We start from the raw sequence: 15,338 nt of genomic DNA on the forward strand, positions 1-15,338 counted from the left end.
TTTGAGCATTACAACGAGCAGCATCCGCACAGCGCTTTGAACTATCGCTCACCGAGGGAGTTCAGGCGCTTGGCAGCTGCATCAATTTAACGGGGAGTTGGTGTCCGGTTTTGTAGGGGCAAGTCCAAGTACTACCGTCGGCGCGGATCATGATCGAGCTAGACATCGTGAGGCTCAGTGTCACTCCTGACGTCGCCCAAGAGATTTCATCATGCCTGAGAGAAGCACTGGCTATTGGTGGTGATGAGGAAGGTGATCAAGCCGTAGGCGAAAATCGTCAGACTGGATTGTTCAAGGTTCGCAGATTGATTGGAATACGCGGCCTTCAATACTCGGCTTCTGGCGAGATTGCGTTTGAAGATGCGAGCGGAGACGTCTGTGAGGAGTCACCTTCAGGCACCACGTCAATCGTGGTCTGCACAATTGAGGGTGGGGGTTATGAGTTGGTATTTCCTTATATGTGTTACTCGTTCACTGAAGATGATGCGTTCTGGCTGAGCGAGGGCTTGCTTAGGGCCTGCCAAAAAATCGCGAAGCCTTAAATCGAGAGATTTTCCGCACAAAATGACTGCAATGACAGCGTCACGTGGTTGAACAGCTAGGAGCCAACTTCATCCATGCTACCCGTACGCAATCAAGGCAGGTCGTATGCGTTCGGCGCAGCAATGAGGAAAACGCCCGCAGCTGTTATGGAGCCTCTTTACAGAAGTCTGCGTGGGCCACAAAGAGGTGCTCGACTACCACTCACGCTAGAGCGTCAGCTCGTGAAATAAGCAAGAGCCTCGCTGGTGTTTGTCCTGTGGCGCAGGCGAGGATGACAAGCAGGTCAGCCTACGCTCGGTGAGGCTCCAAACTGGCTGGCCACCCGGTATCCCTATTTCTTAACCAGATCTTTGTACCGTTCTCGAGAGGCCAGAATCTGGTCTCTGAGCTCTTCAGGATCAATTTTCATGCCGCCCCGAGAGGTGGTCTGCAGCGTCTTCAGGCTGTTCACAGCTTCGATGAACTGTCGTTCTTCAGCCTGTATCCATTCAGGACGTTTGTCTTTCCAAAATGACCACGCCATTCGCTGAGCCTCGTTCCTTAGTGGATGAGGCTAGTATGTGGCAGCTGAAAGAAATGTCCAAGCTAGGTGGTGACCTTGGTCATTATGTAAGCGGAGCGCGCAGACCAGGAAGGTCGAAGGCATGAGGATGGAAGCCCGCAGGGCCAAGACCCGTCGATAGACGAGGCTTGGTTTACGACATCCATCCCCAGAGGGGCATGCCCGAAAAATAAAATCTAGGTTATCGAACCGCACGCTGTTCGTTCGTACGAGGAGCTACACCCATGGCGTAAAGATCATAAGTCTTTCGCAACAACAATTCGTCATCAGACGATACATGTGCGTGCGTAAAGACTGTCGACAAGAACCGCCTCCGTTCGCCATTGCCAATCTCAGACCAAACCCTTGGTTGCCCTTGAGCATCTGGGACTGCCAAGCGATCAAGAAGGTACTCCTCAAGGCTATGCAACCGCTGCAAGCCATCGATCAAAATATCGCTGCTCTCAGCCATTGCTCGCCCCGAACCCGAATCACACCAGTCATTAGTGAGATAGCTTCCGAGATCCCCTCCAGACCACACAGAAACGATGAACCGAGCCTTTTGACCTAGATTCCATACTACTGGGCGATGCCAAGACGGAACAGGAATGCCCATTACAAAATCCGCAGCCCAAGGGTACTTCTCGTGAGCAACAGATGGCTCGACCAAGTGTTTTTCCCAGCGAGAAACCAAGATATCAATCGGATACTGGTTGGTGCTGGTTGCCAAAATTTGACGAGGCATTCGGAGGTTTGGATCTGAAATTTCGTCATCCGCGTAGCGCTGAAACTTGGAAGTCATGAATGTCCTTGGAGGAGGGGAGTGCTAAAGGTGGACGAACCAATGGTGCGGATGAAATTACGCCGCCACTCATCAACGATTGAGATGATCAGTAAGTCACGCTCTGTTGAGATTTCGATCTGCTCACCATCAACGAGCGCTTGCGCATAGCCCTCAGCGAAGGCTGCAGCTCTGTCAAAGTCGGAAGGGGAGTCAGAGGACGCGATGTAGCTGACCAAGCGCTCCCACGCCCTGCGTTGACGATGACCCTGGATGGTCTCGGCAAACGGCACGGTGCCTTTCAGGGAGCGTGAAAATGCGATCGTTGGTAGGTTCAAAACCGGTTTCTCTAGATGTCATAGATATGAAAAACGGTTCGTTTTGAGAAACCTTGAGCCCGATCGGAATATTTTTTCGAAAGCTTCCCCATCCATGATGTAGAGGTTCTGTTTCACATCGCCGCTTCTCCAAAGGGAAGGCGGAAAGTCATCCTTCAGCTCTCGATAATTCAGTGAGTGCTGAGGCTAGCGCCGTCGCCTGCTGAGGCGTGAACCTAAAGCGCGACTCATCGATTTTGATAGAAATTACGCCATTGGATTCTGTATCCAGGAGAACTGCGTAGCTGTTGTCATCGTCTATGACTTCACCCTCGGCAGTGCCGGGCCGAGTGAAGATGGCGAGCCTCATTTCGTCCAAGTCACCCTCCGGCGAACCATCCTTGAACGTGAAGAATCTGTTCGGGGGCAGCTTTGTACTCATGGTTTCGATATTCCTCAGAAAATAAGTCGCATGACTATTTAAACGGAGGCGAAATTCGAAACTTGAGTGGAGTGTGAAAAAAGGACTCTGTCTGCAGAAAACTTTTACGCAGCACTAAAGTTTCGTTCGAAAAAATCCGTTTAAGTTTGTATTTCACGGAAAAGGGCTGTGTGGGAAATGATGAAAGAGCATGATTCTGCAGAAACTATTAGATTCAGGGCCGAGCGCGAATTTTTATCTCATGAAGACGAAGATGAAGACGAAGGTGAAGGTGAAGGTGAAGGTGAAGGTGAGGAAGCTAGGTGGTTCGAAGCATCTGTTGAACTCGCAAATAGCCACATAAAGCTCGTCCTAGACGGGTCTGAATATGACTTCACTGCTCAGCAATGCGGGGAGCTAGCTGATGGGCTGTCGACCTTGGTCAAAACGCTCTATCAACGGAGCGCAATCCTCACTGGTATCCCTAATCCGCTGATATTGGATTTTGGTAAGCTATTTCACCAACTGATTTTGTCTCGTACTCAGTCCACACAGCAGGATTGGTTGTGCAATCACGGGTACGACTTGGACGGAATGTTCTTTGGAGCATCTGGATCGTTTCGCTATCCAGATTCGCAAAGCTATTTTCAGCTTTTCATAGGGGTGAACGACGAGCTATTCGTACCGATCTTGGGGATCGAAGATAGGGTATTCAAGTTCAGCGTTGAGGACGCTTCGTGGTTGATTGAGCAGCTGTGCGTCGGAGGATACTTGCTAGCTCGCATTGAGAAGCCCTAGGAAGAGCACGCCTCTTCACGGTTAACTGTGGATGGCCAGTTGCTTTTGGGAAGCCACTTAACCCTGAATGGAGCAGTGCATAAACGCGTGCAGGGAGGATCAGCCTCCCACTCAATGCCATAGGCCATGGGGCAACAGGAGTGCGTGGGCGTAAAGGGTGGACGCCCGCAGGGCCAAGACGCCGGCGAAGCCAAAGCCTGGTGTTCGCTGGGCGCGCTCCAATTCCTGCTCACAACCGTGCATCACTTGCCCCTAGATTCGCTGAGATGATGAGCCTTGGTTTGGGTACACGTGCCGTCTTCTGTTTTCCGGCCCAAGCTGGAAGCCAATGGCTTAGGCTTGCCAGTTTGACAGTCCGATCATCCTTTCCTGTGGCAACGCTTTACCCGCGGTTTTGATAATCTCAAATACGCGCTTCAGCTCGGGATCATCGAGCGCTTCAAGCATCGAGCGCTTCTGAACGATCTGTTCCCGATACCTGCGCTGAGTGCTCAACTGGCTGAAGAGCTTTTCTAGGCATCGAGTCCCAGGAGCAAGATAATGACTGAAAAAGGGCAGGGTGGCTGCGATTGCCAGGCCCTCAGGATCATAGTCAGTGAACGCAATGACCGGCAGGCCCAAGTCTTTCAGGAGGCGATTCGCACTGTCTGTTTTGTAGCCGCCAGGTGCGCCACGGAAAACCACAAGGGGATTACCAAGCACCGACCCAAGGATTGGCGTCTGCTCGGTCAGCTCGAAATTTTCCCAGTTTTCAATCAAGAGTACCGACTCATGCCGGCAGTGCTCAGCGACCCACTGGCGATCAACATCCAGATTGGTGCCTGGCGGCAGCGCGTAGTGCATGCCCCCGAGCAACAAAGGTCGCCCGGGTAGAGACTTGATAGCGACCCGTAGTCCCCGGAGCCGTTTCTTGGAGTATTTTTCGTTCCCGCCATGCTGCACCGCCTCATGGCGTGATAGCCCATCCCACGCATCAGGGGGCGTTTCGGGATCAACCCCCCAAGTGTTCCGGATGACCACACCTATTCGTGCCTTATCGGCTTGAGTGAACTGCCACATTGCCCCAACCATCTGACCGATTCCGTATTCATCGCAGAGACCGTTTAGTTGTCGAGAGCGCTTGAAAAGATTCTTTTCCGATTGGTAGATATTGAGTAGTTTTTTCAGGCTAGCTAGCGCTTGCATACCATGACATCCGCGATGATGACGTTTCCACTGAGATGATCCTCGTCGTTGACGGCGACGGGATCGATGCGCAGGCGCCGCACTATCTGTGCGCTTGCCTTCATCTGCTTATCGAGTAAGGCCAGGAAACACATCATGCATGACTCCTGATCCAGCATTTGCGTTTCTGGGGCATACGCGAAATACCGAGCGGCCGACATTGGGTCTGTCGTGTGGGCTGCCTCGTTTAGCAATCGCTGGCTAACGACCACGAGCGGAGAACCCTTGATCAGCGCTGCTTTCGGAGGAGGCTCTGTGACAAGTGATCCAGGGCGGCGCTCTTTGGACGGTACCGCTACGGAGCGCTCAATGTTTCTGGCCAAGTCGGCGAGGCTGTCTCGAATCTCTTGCCTGCCAAAATCAATGTCCAATCGCAGCTTCATCGGCTCGTGCTGGTAGGCCCAGTCCGGTATTTCTGCATACTCATCCGCATCCCTTACCGCATATTCCGGGTGACGAAGCAGATGCATTTGCAACGCTCGCAATCGCCTGGCGCGCGGCTCGACCACACGCAGCTTGTGCAGATAGAGTTTCAATACCCGGGTGATGTCTGCAGTGGTGGATCGCCAGCTGGACAACCGATCGAGGATGTAGCTTTGGTATAGAGCTTCCAGTGCTTCGCGCTCACTGGAAGCTAGGCTTTCGAGCAAGGCGGCGTCCTCGAACTGGGAAAGCGCCTCGACGATGCGTTCCAATTGCTCCAGATAATGCAGGTTCTGTTTTTCTTTCTCGCGATAGGTACGCAGGTTGCCGAAGTTGTTTTCGGCAGCCGTGCGGACGTGAAGCAAGAAATCCTTCATCTCCTCTGAGATTTCGAAGAGGGTCAGATCAATTTCGTCCTGGAGCAGCATGACGTCTTCGCCGCGACCGTCAAAATACGCTTCGGAGAAATCCTCCAGAAGTTTATCGAGCCGACTAAGCTGCTTTCCGAAATCAGCTGACACCCCATAGTTACGGGATCGGTAGCTCGCCTCATTGAGCAGCCGGCTAACGGTCGGGGAGAGCCTGTAGGAGTCCTTAAGCGTTTCATTCAGTCGGATCGCACGGATCTGCTGCAACTGGCTCAGCGCTTTAGCATTATGCTCATCGCGCACGACGTGCCCACTCGCATACATGTGGGCGATGAGCTTACGCTGTGAATGCAACAGTTCCAGGTGGCCAATAACCCCCTCTTCAAGGGTACTCATGACACCACTCTCTTATCGAAATCCTTGTCGTCATCGGAAATCTGGTCGTGGAGCATCAGGTATTCGATGGCTTCCATCAGCCATTCAATGCGGCCGGTGAACACGTAAATTTCGGACTCCGGGTTAACCAACTGCAGATAACCTTCGTCCCGAAATCGCTTCACAATCTTGTTCAGACGCTCCCTGTCCGAACCGTCACGTGTCGAAATGTTGGTGTCCGATGCAATCTGTCTCAGCTGCTCACCAATTCCAGGATTGGCCGCGATCTTGGCCATCGTGCGGTTGAGGTCGAGCTTTTGGCCCGGAGACACCGCATCATCGTCGCCCTCAAGTCGCATCACCATTTCCAAGAAGGAAACCATGGGTCGAAGGATGTTCTTGAGCTCACTGAAGCGTTTCCTGGCAATCTTTTTGCCTTCCAGGTCGATATCCGCAGCGGCAGCAAAGTAAGCGCTGCCAGTGCGGGTCTGAGTCAATCTGAGATCGATGCGGCGGAGATAGTCGTCCACGTCGTCACGGTTCGTACGGGCGCTCGCTATCTGTGGGCTGCTGAGGAATTGGTAGCCCTCATAGTCCGTCACCTGGCAGATGAATTTGCCGGCTAGGAGATCGGTCACGATGCGTGCAAACGGACTCATCACATCTCCTCCAGTTCGACTTCAAGCGTTTCATCGGCCCGCAGGTCGTCTTCAACGACGAGCTCGCAATGCACGAGACGGCGTTCAGAGTCGAGCTTGTACTTGTTGGCAAACAATATGAGGGTTTCCGCGTCTGGGTCTGGAAACGCCGTGCACAAGGTGATGTGATTTTGCCCAAGGTAATTGCACAGGGAAATGATGTTCTCACCATCAATGGCCTTCAGCTCGTCCACGCACCAAGTCAACTGCACGGGCGCGGTTCCACGCACCTTTGAGATGAACCCGAGGAACAGGATGATCATCACCAGATAGGTCAGGCCATTGGAAGAGATGTTCTCCAGTTCGGCGCGATTGCGAAATTGCCTCAGGTTTCCGTTCTCTCTGACCGCACCACGGATGCTGACCAGTGATTTGAAATTTGCGTTGATACCGTTCTTGATGTCCCAAAGATTCAGGAGATCACGCAGGTGATCCACAGCATACTGCTCAGGCAAGTCACCATCCTTGAGCCATTGGTCACGGTCTTCGGTGATTTTCTTGATGATCGACCAGTAGTTCAAGTCTTCAACTGAGGAGACGATAGAGATCTGAAGATCGGTAAGACTGTCGAACACCTTCGAGCTGTGAGACAGATGACTCTGCATCGCGGTGTTGAATCGAGCCAGCTGATCGCTGAATTTCTTGAGTTCTCGATGCAGGCTCTGAATTTCACCAAAGATGGTACGCGCATCGGCAATGAGAAGCCGACGGCTCTGTTGGTGCTGATTGGTGAACCAATCCTCCACGATGCCCAGAACGTCACTGGGGGTAGGTTCACGCGGTAGCTCGTCCCTGAGATTCTTCAAGCGGTCGCTGAAGTAGCTGTCGGGCGGAGACAGCGGGATGGCACAGAACGCCCCTCGCATGCTTTTTATTTTGGCTCGCAGGGATGTCTCCGCGTCATGTTGCTCCTGGAAGCAGGCGCCTAACGCTGTGCGCAATGCATTGACCTGCCAAGCCACATCGAAGGATTCATAACGTTCGGTCGCCGTAAAATCTTTAAGCTGTTCCTGCAATGTGGCCTGAACCGCTAGGTGATCCTTTTGGAAATTGAAAGCTGCCGTCCGACAATCGCTGATTTGACGCTCGATCTCTCGCCTCGCGTACGTCCACTTTTCCTCAACCGCAGAATGCTGGAAGGTAAGCTGCTCATGAAGAGCTTGTTGCTGGGCGAGCAGATCCTGAATTGCCGGAATATCGGGTTCTACAACTGCTTGCCAGTGCTGCCACTGATTAAGCAGTTCTGTCCAGTTACTGATCCTCTGTAGCTCGTCTCTGAGTTGTTGGCTCTGACTTCTGAGGGCATTTACCACTCCGACATCTGCGCCTCGTTCGGACAACGCAGCGTCTTGCTGCATCCTCAATGCACTTATTGCATTCTGCGTGGCAGCTTTATGCTCGGCGATAGCTGTCTTGATTTGCTCGGTGGAGAGCGCAAAACGAGTGTCGATTGCCTTGCGCTTAGCTGCACCCAGCTCAGACAGTTCCAAGTGATGCTGTAGTCGACGGCCATTGAACTCAGTCTGCGCCCCCAGGGCCATCGACAGCTGAGCTCGCGTTGTACTAAGTGTGTTCTCTGCTTCCGATACCGCTGCATCACGCTTGCGTTTGATTTCCTTGCGGATGTCGCGGATCTCCGTCTCCAAGGCACTGTGATCGTTGTGGGCTCTGCCTTGGGCAGAGCGCGCCAACGTCAGGTCGGTACTGGCCGCTTTAATCGTATCGCGCATTTCCCGCTGCTGAGCAATTGCTGTATCAAGCTGATCCTGCAGCATGTCGCGCTCAGAGATCGCATCGGTGAGCATCTCTTGTAGCAAGGTGTCATCCGCTTCATCGGCTGGCGCCACGAAGTCCAACTCAAGTGCCACCCCATATAGGCTTTGGCTCAGATCCACCGCCTGCGGATGCAGGTCAGTGCGATGGAGCAATTCGGGGTTGATCACTTTAGCGATGTGAACGCCCCAGTCCGTGCGGGTGGATCTGAGGAAATGTAGCAAGCTGTCTGGATCGGGCGCATGAGAACGCTGTATACCCTGAATCTTGTCCTGCTGGGCAGCAAGAGCGCTGGTAGTGACTTGAATGCGCTGGTCGAGCGTGGCGGACTCTCTTTGAAGTTTTTCAACAGCGCGCTCTTTGATATTGGCGTTTTTTTCGGCGCTGCTAAGTGTGGTGGCTACCTGCTGGACAGCGTCCTGTTTGATTTCAATGGCATTATCGAGCAGCGGGTCACCCGGAGGGTTGCTGACACGTTCCTGATCCCGACCGACCTTTTGTCTCAGGTCATCGATTTGCGCCTGAAGGCGATCCTGCTCGGCTTCACATGACGAATCGTAAAAGCGCTTCTCCTCGTCAGCTTGTTTGGCCACTTCGTCGAGCGCTCCCCGGTGCTCAACGTGCTGTTCTGAAATCTTGCTGAGTGCGGCTGAGTGGTACATTTGGTGCAGGCGTTCCTCCTCATTGACCGCGGCGTCGTACTGGGTCTGGATATCCGAAGCAGCACCCAGCGCAAGCCTGTATTGCTCATCGATACGGCGCAACTCATCGACAAGCACTTCCCGCTTGGCTGCTCGGCTACGTTTGTCCTCGACGTCTGCGGCAGCAAATGCCTGTCGCTGATCCTCTATGCGTTGAAGATCTTTCTCGCACTGTCCCACCTGATGATGAGCGTCTGAAATCTTGCGGATAAATTCTCCCGCCGTGACCTCGTGCTCCTCTTTACGATGGCCGAGGAATTTTTCAAGGTTTTCCCGCTCACTGTCTTTGGCAGCCTGGCTGAACTCAAGGTGCTCACGCAGGATCAGAAATTTTTCTTTGAATTCTCCAATGCGCTCGACGGTGGCGTTCAGATCCTCCCGGACTTTCACCGCGCCAGCTACTTCATTCTCGATAGTCATGATCTGCTGGTACGCATTGTAATCTCGGGGCCAGTTCTCAACCCGCGCACGGTCTGTTTGAATACCAGTAGAGGGTTTACCAAAAACCCAGTCGGCCACGACCTGCTGAAGATCATCGAAATTCGCCTCTCGAGAGAACATACCTTTCGTGAGCTTTTCCAGGTGACGCAGGGGGCGGTTGTACGAGGTAAACCCATACTCTGCTGATAAGCCCGCAAGATATCTGCGCTGAGTGCTATCAACGTGGTGAGGCTGCCAACCCTGAATGATGCAGCGGTATTCGAGGTAGGTCTCGATCTGCTTGTCAGCACAGGAAATCCTGAGTTCGGTAAGCCGCCGTCTGAAATCCCTGTTCAGGATGAACTGGTTATCATCGGACACAAACAACTCTCGGCGAAATTCGCTTTTGACGAACCGGAATCGCACACGGTCTGCGGTTGTGTTGCTATAGGCCACTACCAGCCGGCGGCTTCCGTCGGGGACTTGATACTCATAGACGATGTATGAAGTCTGATTGGGAAGGTAGTAATCAATGAAGGAATCTTTCCCCTTGGAAACTACATCGGTCGGCTCGACACCTGAGAACATCAGTGCCAGCGCAAGAAGCGATGTCTTTCCTTGCCCGTTACGCCCCGTCAGTGCTACACCACCGTCGACAGCCATCTTCTGAACACGACCCTTCGATAACGAGTCCACAAGATGAATGCTCAACAACCTATACAAGGCCTCTGGTAGCTGGTCGCTTACCTCGCTCGGCGTCGCTGCTTCCAGTTCGTCGATCGAGGTCAATTCGTCCTGAGAGGAGAACAGACTTGGAGTGTGTTGATCAGCTGGCATGTAATGTCCTTATAGCCTTCAAAAGCTGTCCTAGCGTCGGCTTACCTACTTTCCAATATTGGAAAAAGGGCCCCTAAACCGAAGGCTGGAATGCTCTTACCTTCGTCACGTTTTTTTGCAGGAACCAGCTTGATATTGGTAGTGGTCGTATGGAGCGATGCGGCCGATGCCCCGCGGGACTTGAAGACTGACTGCGACAACTCTGTATATGCTTACTCCTATCGACGCTGCGACGGAAGGGGGCATAGGAGAAGGGGGGCAGTCAAAGGCAGCGCACCCGAGAGCACGTGGGCGTTTGTACAGAGTCCCACTTGGTAGCTAACTTTCAGAGATGCTAATCCCTGCAAACTCTCCCGAGGGCCCATCGATTGTGCGTAGAAGATCAGTCTTGGCTATTTTGGGCAGGGAGGTGGCAAATAGCAATTACCCTGTCGTCATCCTATGTCACGCTTGTCTCACGTCTAGAAACGACATTCGCAACTTAGGATCCAGTTCGGGCTGTGTCGGCACGAATCGCCAAACTTTCGAATGACCTGCCTGCGTCAACGTACCGAAGCGTCGACTTCATATCCTTCCAACCTACGTGGTTAATAAGCCTTTTAATGTCCCATCCATTGGCGGCGCCGAGGTCGCGAAGCCTCGCATCATCGAGTGGCTGCTACAGCTCAGCTGGCAATCCCTCTTCTTTGAGAATGCGGCGCATTACGGGTATCAAGCTATGCGGCTGCATGGCTTTGCCCGAAAGATTCACCCAGCGATCAATCCGCTGGAACACCGGGCCTTTCGCGATCCCGGCAACGTTTAACCAGTTGATATGGGCCTCCAGTCCAGTTGCTGCCATCAGTCCTTTGAGAGCCGGATAAGGAACCGTTTGGTATGTCGCTGCGTCACGACTCCCGACAAGCGATCCGCCTGATCGAGTAGCCTTCTGCGGGGTTTCGTGGCATATAGCTAGCACACTCAGGGAGGGTGCCGGCCATGATGGCGCTGTAAAAACTCGCTCCCTGCCACTGAACCAGGATGGGGACAGCGCTGTGTACCTTTCGGCATTGAAAATCGAAAACTTCCGCCAGTTCGGCCATGGCGATCATGCGTTGAACATCCAGTTCAACGAAGGCGTGACTGCACTCGTCGGCGAAAACGACGCAGGCAAAACCGCGGTCATCGATGCGATCCGTTACGTGTTGCAAACACGGGATGCCGAGTACCTTCGGTTGCAGATTGAAGACTTCCACATCGCCAGCGTTGGCACTCAAGCGGAGACCATCACGCTCAGGTGCACCTTGGAAGGACTCAGCCCTTCGGAACTAGGTGCTTTCGCTGAGTACGTGACCTACACCAATGGCATGGGTCGCCTGTATGTGCATTGGTCAGCTCGCCGCGTTGTTGCCTCGGCCTCGACCCGCAAATGGGTGGATATCTCGGTTCGCTCTGGGGAAAAAGGCGAAGGCCCGTCTCTGGACATGGGCGTAAGACAACTGCTCGCCACTGCGTACCTCAAACCGCTGCGCGACGCAGAGCGGGAGATGTCCCCAGGCCGGAATTCCAGGCTTTCCCAGGTATTGAGCAGTTTCCCTAATATTGATGCAGGCAACACGTTTGATCCCGCAACCCTCCCCACCGACCTCACGGATGCAGAAGCACTCAGCATTGCCGGCATGGGTGATTTCCTCCGCCACCTAGTGAACTCTCACGGCGCTATTGTCTCCGCTCAGAAGGAGATCAACGACACATACCTTCGCCCGCTGTCACTGGCTGGACAGCCCCTTACGAGTCGCATCGGCTTCGGGGAAGCCGGAACTGATCCCGCCAAGCTCAAGCAAATCCTGGAGCGATTGGAGCTCGGGCTGTTGGATCATGCCACTGGAGAGGCGCGAGGCATCTACGGGCTGGGCTCCAACAACGTGTTGTTCATGGCCTGCGAACTACTGCTCCTCGGCAAAGAACCTGACGGACTGCCGCTGCTTCTCATTGAAGAACCGGAAGCGCATCTGCACCCGCAACGTCAGCTCCAGTTGATGGAGTTTCTCGAAGCCGCGGCGAAGCCCTCTGCGGGGTTGAGGCCGGTTCAGGTCATCCTGAGCACCCATAGCCCCAACCTGAGCTCAAAGATACCGCTGCAGAACATAGTGTTAATGCAACGGCAACGGGCCTTCTCGCTCGCCGAGAGTCAGACCTGCTTGGCGCCTAATGATTATCGCTTCCTTAGCAGGTTCTTGGACGTTTCCAAGGCGGGGCTGTTCTTTGCGAAGGGCTTGCTTGTTGTCGAAGGTGATGCGGAAGCCATACTGCTGCCTTCACTGGCACGTCGTTTGGGTAAGGATCTCACCAAGCACGGCGTATCAATCATCAATGTGGGCGGTGTAGGGCTTCGGCGTTATTCAAAAGTCCTGCAGCGTAAGGATACTTCCAAGGGCGAGATCACCGTGCCCACTGCGTGCGTTACTGACATGGATGTAATGCCGGACTGCGCGCCTGAGATTCGGGGGCTGAAGGGCGTGAAGGGGATGGACTGGCCAGACATCGCCAAGCGGCGCTGGCGCGCCATAAAAGACTTTGGTTCCACTCCGGAGGACATCAAAAAAGGCCTGAAGGAACATCGCGAGAAACGCGCCGAGAGCGATGGGCAATGTGTCCGTACATTCGTTGCCGACCACTGGACGCTCGAATACGACCTGGCGTTTAAAGGGCTCTCGAAGGAAGTTCATCATGCCGCGTTCTTCGCCATCTATGAGGAAAAGATCGACGACTGCACGGAAACTAAAGCTAGCCTGCTGAAGAAGGCGCAGACAGCCTTGGATAAGATCCAGACGGCCCATGCCACCGAGGAAGCCCGTTGCTCCGCGATTTATAAACTGTTCAATAGGGCGTCAAAAGCAATCGCCGCCCAGCACCTGATCGACTTTATCGATCTGCGATTCGAAAACGGCTCCCTGGATGCCACGACACTACGGGGGCTGTTGCCAACTTATATTGTTCACGCGATTGAGTACGCAACCGGCGGGGCAGCACTGACCACAACCAGTCTCACTCATTCCGTGATGATGCCTGCAGCACCGGCAGGATCCGCTGATCCTCTTGAAGAGGTCGCCGAATGACGCTAAACCAACTGGTTGCTCCCATCACTGACGCCGATGTGGACTGGGTCATTGAGCTGATGGGGCTGGAAACGCTGGACGAGCCCCGTCGGAATTTCTTGAAATCTATGGACACGGTAGATGTGGCGGCTTGTCCTGGGAGCGGGAAGACGACCCTGGTCGTCGCAAAGCTTGCGATTCTGGCTCGCCATTGGAAGAGCCGTATGCAGGGTATATGCGTGCTTTCGCACACCAACGCGGCTCGGGAGGAGATCGAGAAACGCCTTGGTGGCACCGAGGTGGGTCAACGGCTACTGCGTTTTCCTCACTACATCGACACCATCCATGGCTTCACCGGCCGATTCCTTGCATCTCCATGGTTACGCTCGAAAGGGATTGAACTGCAGGCCATCGACGATGAGGCCACGCACAAGGCTCGGCGAAGGGAACTGACGAACAAGGAGCACTTTAGCGCACTGGCTGCCTTCGAGAAAAAATTCAAAAGCCTTCTAAGCCTGAGAGTCCGATCTGCCGATTTCGACCGTCCACTTGGCGATGAAGATATTGGGTTTGCACCACACACGGCTACTTACAAGAGTGTGGTGAAATCGCTGAGCGGCGCGGCCAAATCCGGTTACTTCTGCTTCGATGAAGTGTTCGTACTAGGCCACGCATTGCTCGATCAGGAGCCGACCGTAGGCCGCGCATTGCGCCTGCGTTTCCCATGCGTGTTGATCGATGAGATGCAGGACACGCAGCCTGATCAGGCGGGAGTGCTTCAACGGGTCTTTCCCAACGACGATCCAGATGTACGCGTCATTCGCGTCGGCGATCCGAACCAAGAGATCTTTGAGAAGAAGACGCCATTGCAGGATCCCTTCCCAGACCCGGGGCGTCAGTTGGAAATCGCCAGCAGTTTCCGGTTTGATCAGGCCATTGCATCGATCGCCAACCCGTTCGCGTATGTCCCCATCACGAACGGACTGATTGGGCTTCGGGCTTCGCGTAACTCAGACACTATCCCTAACACGATCATCGTCTTCCCTGATGACGATGCAACTGGTGTTTTGGATGAGTTCGGAAAGCTAGTGCTGAAGCATCTGCCGGCGGAAAGCTGTAAGGCTGGTGTGTTCGCCGTCGGTGCTGTGCACCGGCTTGAGAACTACAAGGCTAACCAGTACCCAAAAGCCTTGGAGCATTACTGGCCATCCTATCGGTCTGATACTACCAAGACGTCGTTCAAGCCCCGTACCTTCGCTGAAGGTGCACACATTGCCCGGCGTTACGCGATGCGAGAGCCCACAGCTGCTTCCGCGGTTGAGTTGCTGGCTTCGTGTCTGGTGAACCTCGGTACGCTGGCCTTTCCTGGAAACATGGTGAAGCTGAAGGGCAGACATCAAGCCGATGTGGGCGAGAAGCTCAACGCCAAGCCACAAGCACTTGCCCAGTATCGAGAGTGCCTCCAACTGATCCTGTTCGTGCCGACTGAAATGACTCAGCAAGACTGGATCAAAGTCATCGCTCCCAAACTCTTGCTGCTGGCAGCTGCGCTTCATGATTCCGAGGGCGTGGCTGTAGACCTGCCGGCTCACCAGTATCTTGCTTGGGACACTGCGCCCGCAGCCACTGAAGCCGGGGAAAGCGGCGGTTCACTGATCAACACCTACCGATTCCAGGATGGCCCCGATGGCGTCGATATCCGGATGTCATCCATCCATTCGGAAAAGGGCAAAACCCACGCCGCAACGTTGATCCTAGAGACTTTTAGGAAGACCCACTTCATTCAGAAGCTCATGCCGTGGCTTGAGGGCAAGACGACAGCGGCCAAGAGGCCCCAAGAAACAGCGAAGAAAGACATGATGTTGATGTACGTGGGGATGACCCGACCGTCGCATATGCTGTGCTTGGCCGTACGTAAGAGTTCATTGGGGGAGGGCGCCGCTGGCGAAAAGCGAAGGACTGCACTGAAAGCGGCTGGGTGGTCGATGTTGGAGCTCGCGACCTAGATAGGGCTCATCGGAATAGACCACGACTTTAGGCC

13 protein-coding genes are annotated in these 15,338 nt (G+C 54.0%); 4 read left to right on the forward strand and 9 right to left on the reverse strand.

Annotated elements, in window-relative coordinates; translation table 11 throughout:
- Window positions 1-149 precede the first annotated feature (149 nt).
- On the forward strand, window positions 150-542 hold the full coding sequence (locus EJA70_RS13680; protein WP_158831337.1) for a hypothetical protein: 393 nt from the start codon (window positions 150-152) through the stop codon (window positions 540-542).
- A 332-nt stretch (window positions 543-874) separates the two neighbouring features.
- On the opposite strand, the gene EJA70_RS13685 is transcribed toward EJA70_RS13680, so the two are convergent.
- The 4 genes from EJA70_RS13685 to EJA70_RS13700 form a co-directional block, all read right to left on the reverse strand.
- Window positions 875-1,066: a hypothetical protein gene (locus EJA70_RS13685; protein WP_158831339.1), complete on the reverse strand. Its 192-nt coding sequence runs from the start codon at window positions 1,064-1,066 to the stop codon at window positions 875-877.
- A gap of 220 nt (window positions 1,067-1,286) precedes the next feature.
- On the reverse strand, window positions 1,287-1,886 hold the full coding sequence (locus EJA70_RS13690; protein ID WP_158831341.1) for a hypothetical protein: 600 nt from the start codon (window positions 1,884-1,886) through the stop codon (window positions 1,287-1,289).
- Window positions 1,883-2,203 (reverse strand): hypothetical protein, encoded by a 321-nt coding sequence (locus EJA70_RS13695; RefSeq protein ID WP_158831343.1) that lies wholly within the window; start codon window positions 2,201-2,203, stop codon window positions 1,883-1,885. The genes EJA70_RS13690 and EJA70_RS13695 overlap by 4 nt, the downstream gene beginning before the upstream one ends.
- 148 nt (window positions 2,204-2,351) lie before the next feature.
- Window positions 2,352-2,624: a hypothetical protein gene (locus EJA70_RS13700; protein ID WP_158831345.1), complete on the reverse strand. Its 273-nt coding sequence runs from the start codon at window positions 2,622-2,624 to the stop codon at window positions 2,352-2,354.
- A 168-nt stretch (window positions 2,625-2,792) separates the two neighbouring features.
- Here EJA70_RS13700 and EJA70_RS13705 point away from each other — a divergent pair, with 168 nt between their 5' ends.
- Window positions 2,793-3,401 (forward strand): hypothetical protein, encoded by a 609-nt coding sequence (locus tag EJA70_RS13705; protein ID WP_158831347.1) that lies wholly within the window; start codon window positions 2,793-2,795, stop codon window positions 3,399-3,401.
- Between the two features lie 333 nt (window positions 3,402-3,734).
- Here the strand turns inward: EJA70_RS13705 and EJA70_RS13710 are convergent, their stop codons facing one another.
- The 5 genes from EJA70_RS13710 to EJA70_RS13730 all read right to left on the reverse strand — a co-directional run bounded on the left by EJA70_RS13710 (window position 3,735) and on the right by EJA70_RS13730 (window position 11,061).
- Window positions 3,735-4,586, reverse strand: coding sequence for a hypothetical protein (locus EJA70_RS13710; protein ID WP_158831349.1), 852 nt, complete (start codon window positions 4,584-4,586; stop codon window positions 3,735-3,737).
- Entirely contained in the window at window positions 4,574-5,812 is a 1,239-nt protein-coding gene (locus tag EJA70_RS13715; RefSeq protein WP_158831351.1) for a hypothetical protein, read from the reverse strand. The genes EJA70_RS13710 and EJA70_RS13715 overlap by 13 nt, the downstream gene beginning before the upstream one ends.
- Window positions 5,809-6,450, reverse strand: coding sequence for a hypothetical protein (locus EJA70_RS13720; RefSeq protein WP_158831353.1), 642 nt, complete (start codon window positions 6,448-6,450; stop codon window positions 5,809-5,811). The genes EJA70_RS13715 and EJA70_RS13720 overlap by 4 nt, the downstream gene beginning before the upstream one ends.
- Window positions 6,450-10,220 (reverse strand): ATP-binding protein, encoded by a 3,771-nt coding sequence (locus EJA70_RS13725; RefSeq protein ID WP_158831355.1) that lies wholly within the window; start codon window positions 10,218-10,220, stop codon window positions 6,450-6,452. Before EJA70_RS13725 ends, EJA70_RS13720 begins: the two co-directional genes overlap by 1 nt.
- Window positions 10,221-10,878: 658 nt before the next feature.
- Window positions 10,879-11,061: a hypothetical protein gene (locus EJA70_RS13730; RefSeq protein WP_158831357.1), complete on the reverse strand. Its 183-nt coding sequence runs from the start codon at window positions 11,059-11,061 to the stop codon at window positions 10,879-10,881.
- Between the two features lie 193 nt (window positions 11,062-11,254).
- Here EJA70_RS13730 and EJA70_RS13735 point away from each other — a divergent pair, with 193 nt between their 5' ends.
- On the forward strand, window positions 11,255-13,318 hold the full coding sequence (locus EJA70_RS13735) for an ATP-dependent endonuclease (protein WP_158831359.1): 2,064 nt from the start codon (window positions 11,255-11,257) through the stop codon (window positions 13,316-13,318).
- Window positions 13,315-15,303 (forward strand): UvrD-helicase domain-containing protein, encoded by a 1,989-nt coding sequence (locus EJA70_RS13740; protein ID WP_158831361.1) that lies wholly within the window; start codon window positions 13,315-13,317, stop codon window positions 15,301-15,303. Before EJA70_RS13735 ends, EJA70_RS13740 begins: the two co-directional genes overlap by 4 nt.
- The last annotated feature ends 35 nt before the right edge of the window (window positions 15,304-15,338 follow it).

The organism is Pseudomonas sp. PB103, assembly GCF_009764635.1.
Taxonomy (GTDB): domain Bacteria; phylum Pseudomonadota; class Gammaproteobacteria; order Pseudomonadales; family Pseudomonadaceae; genus Aquipseudomonas.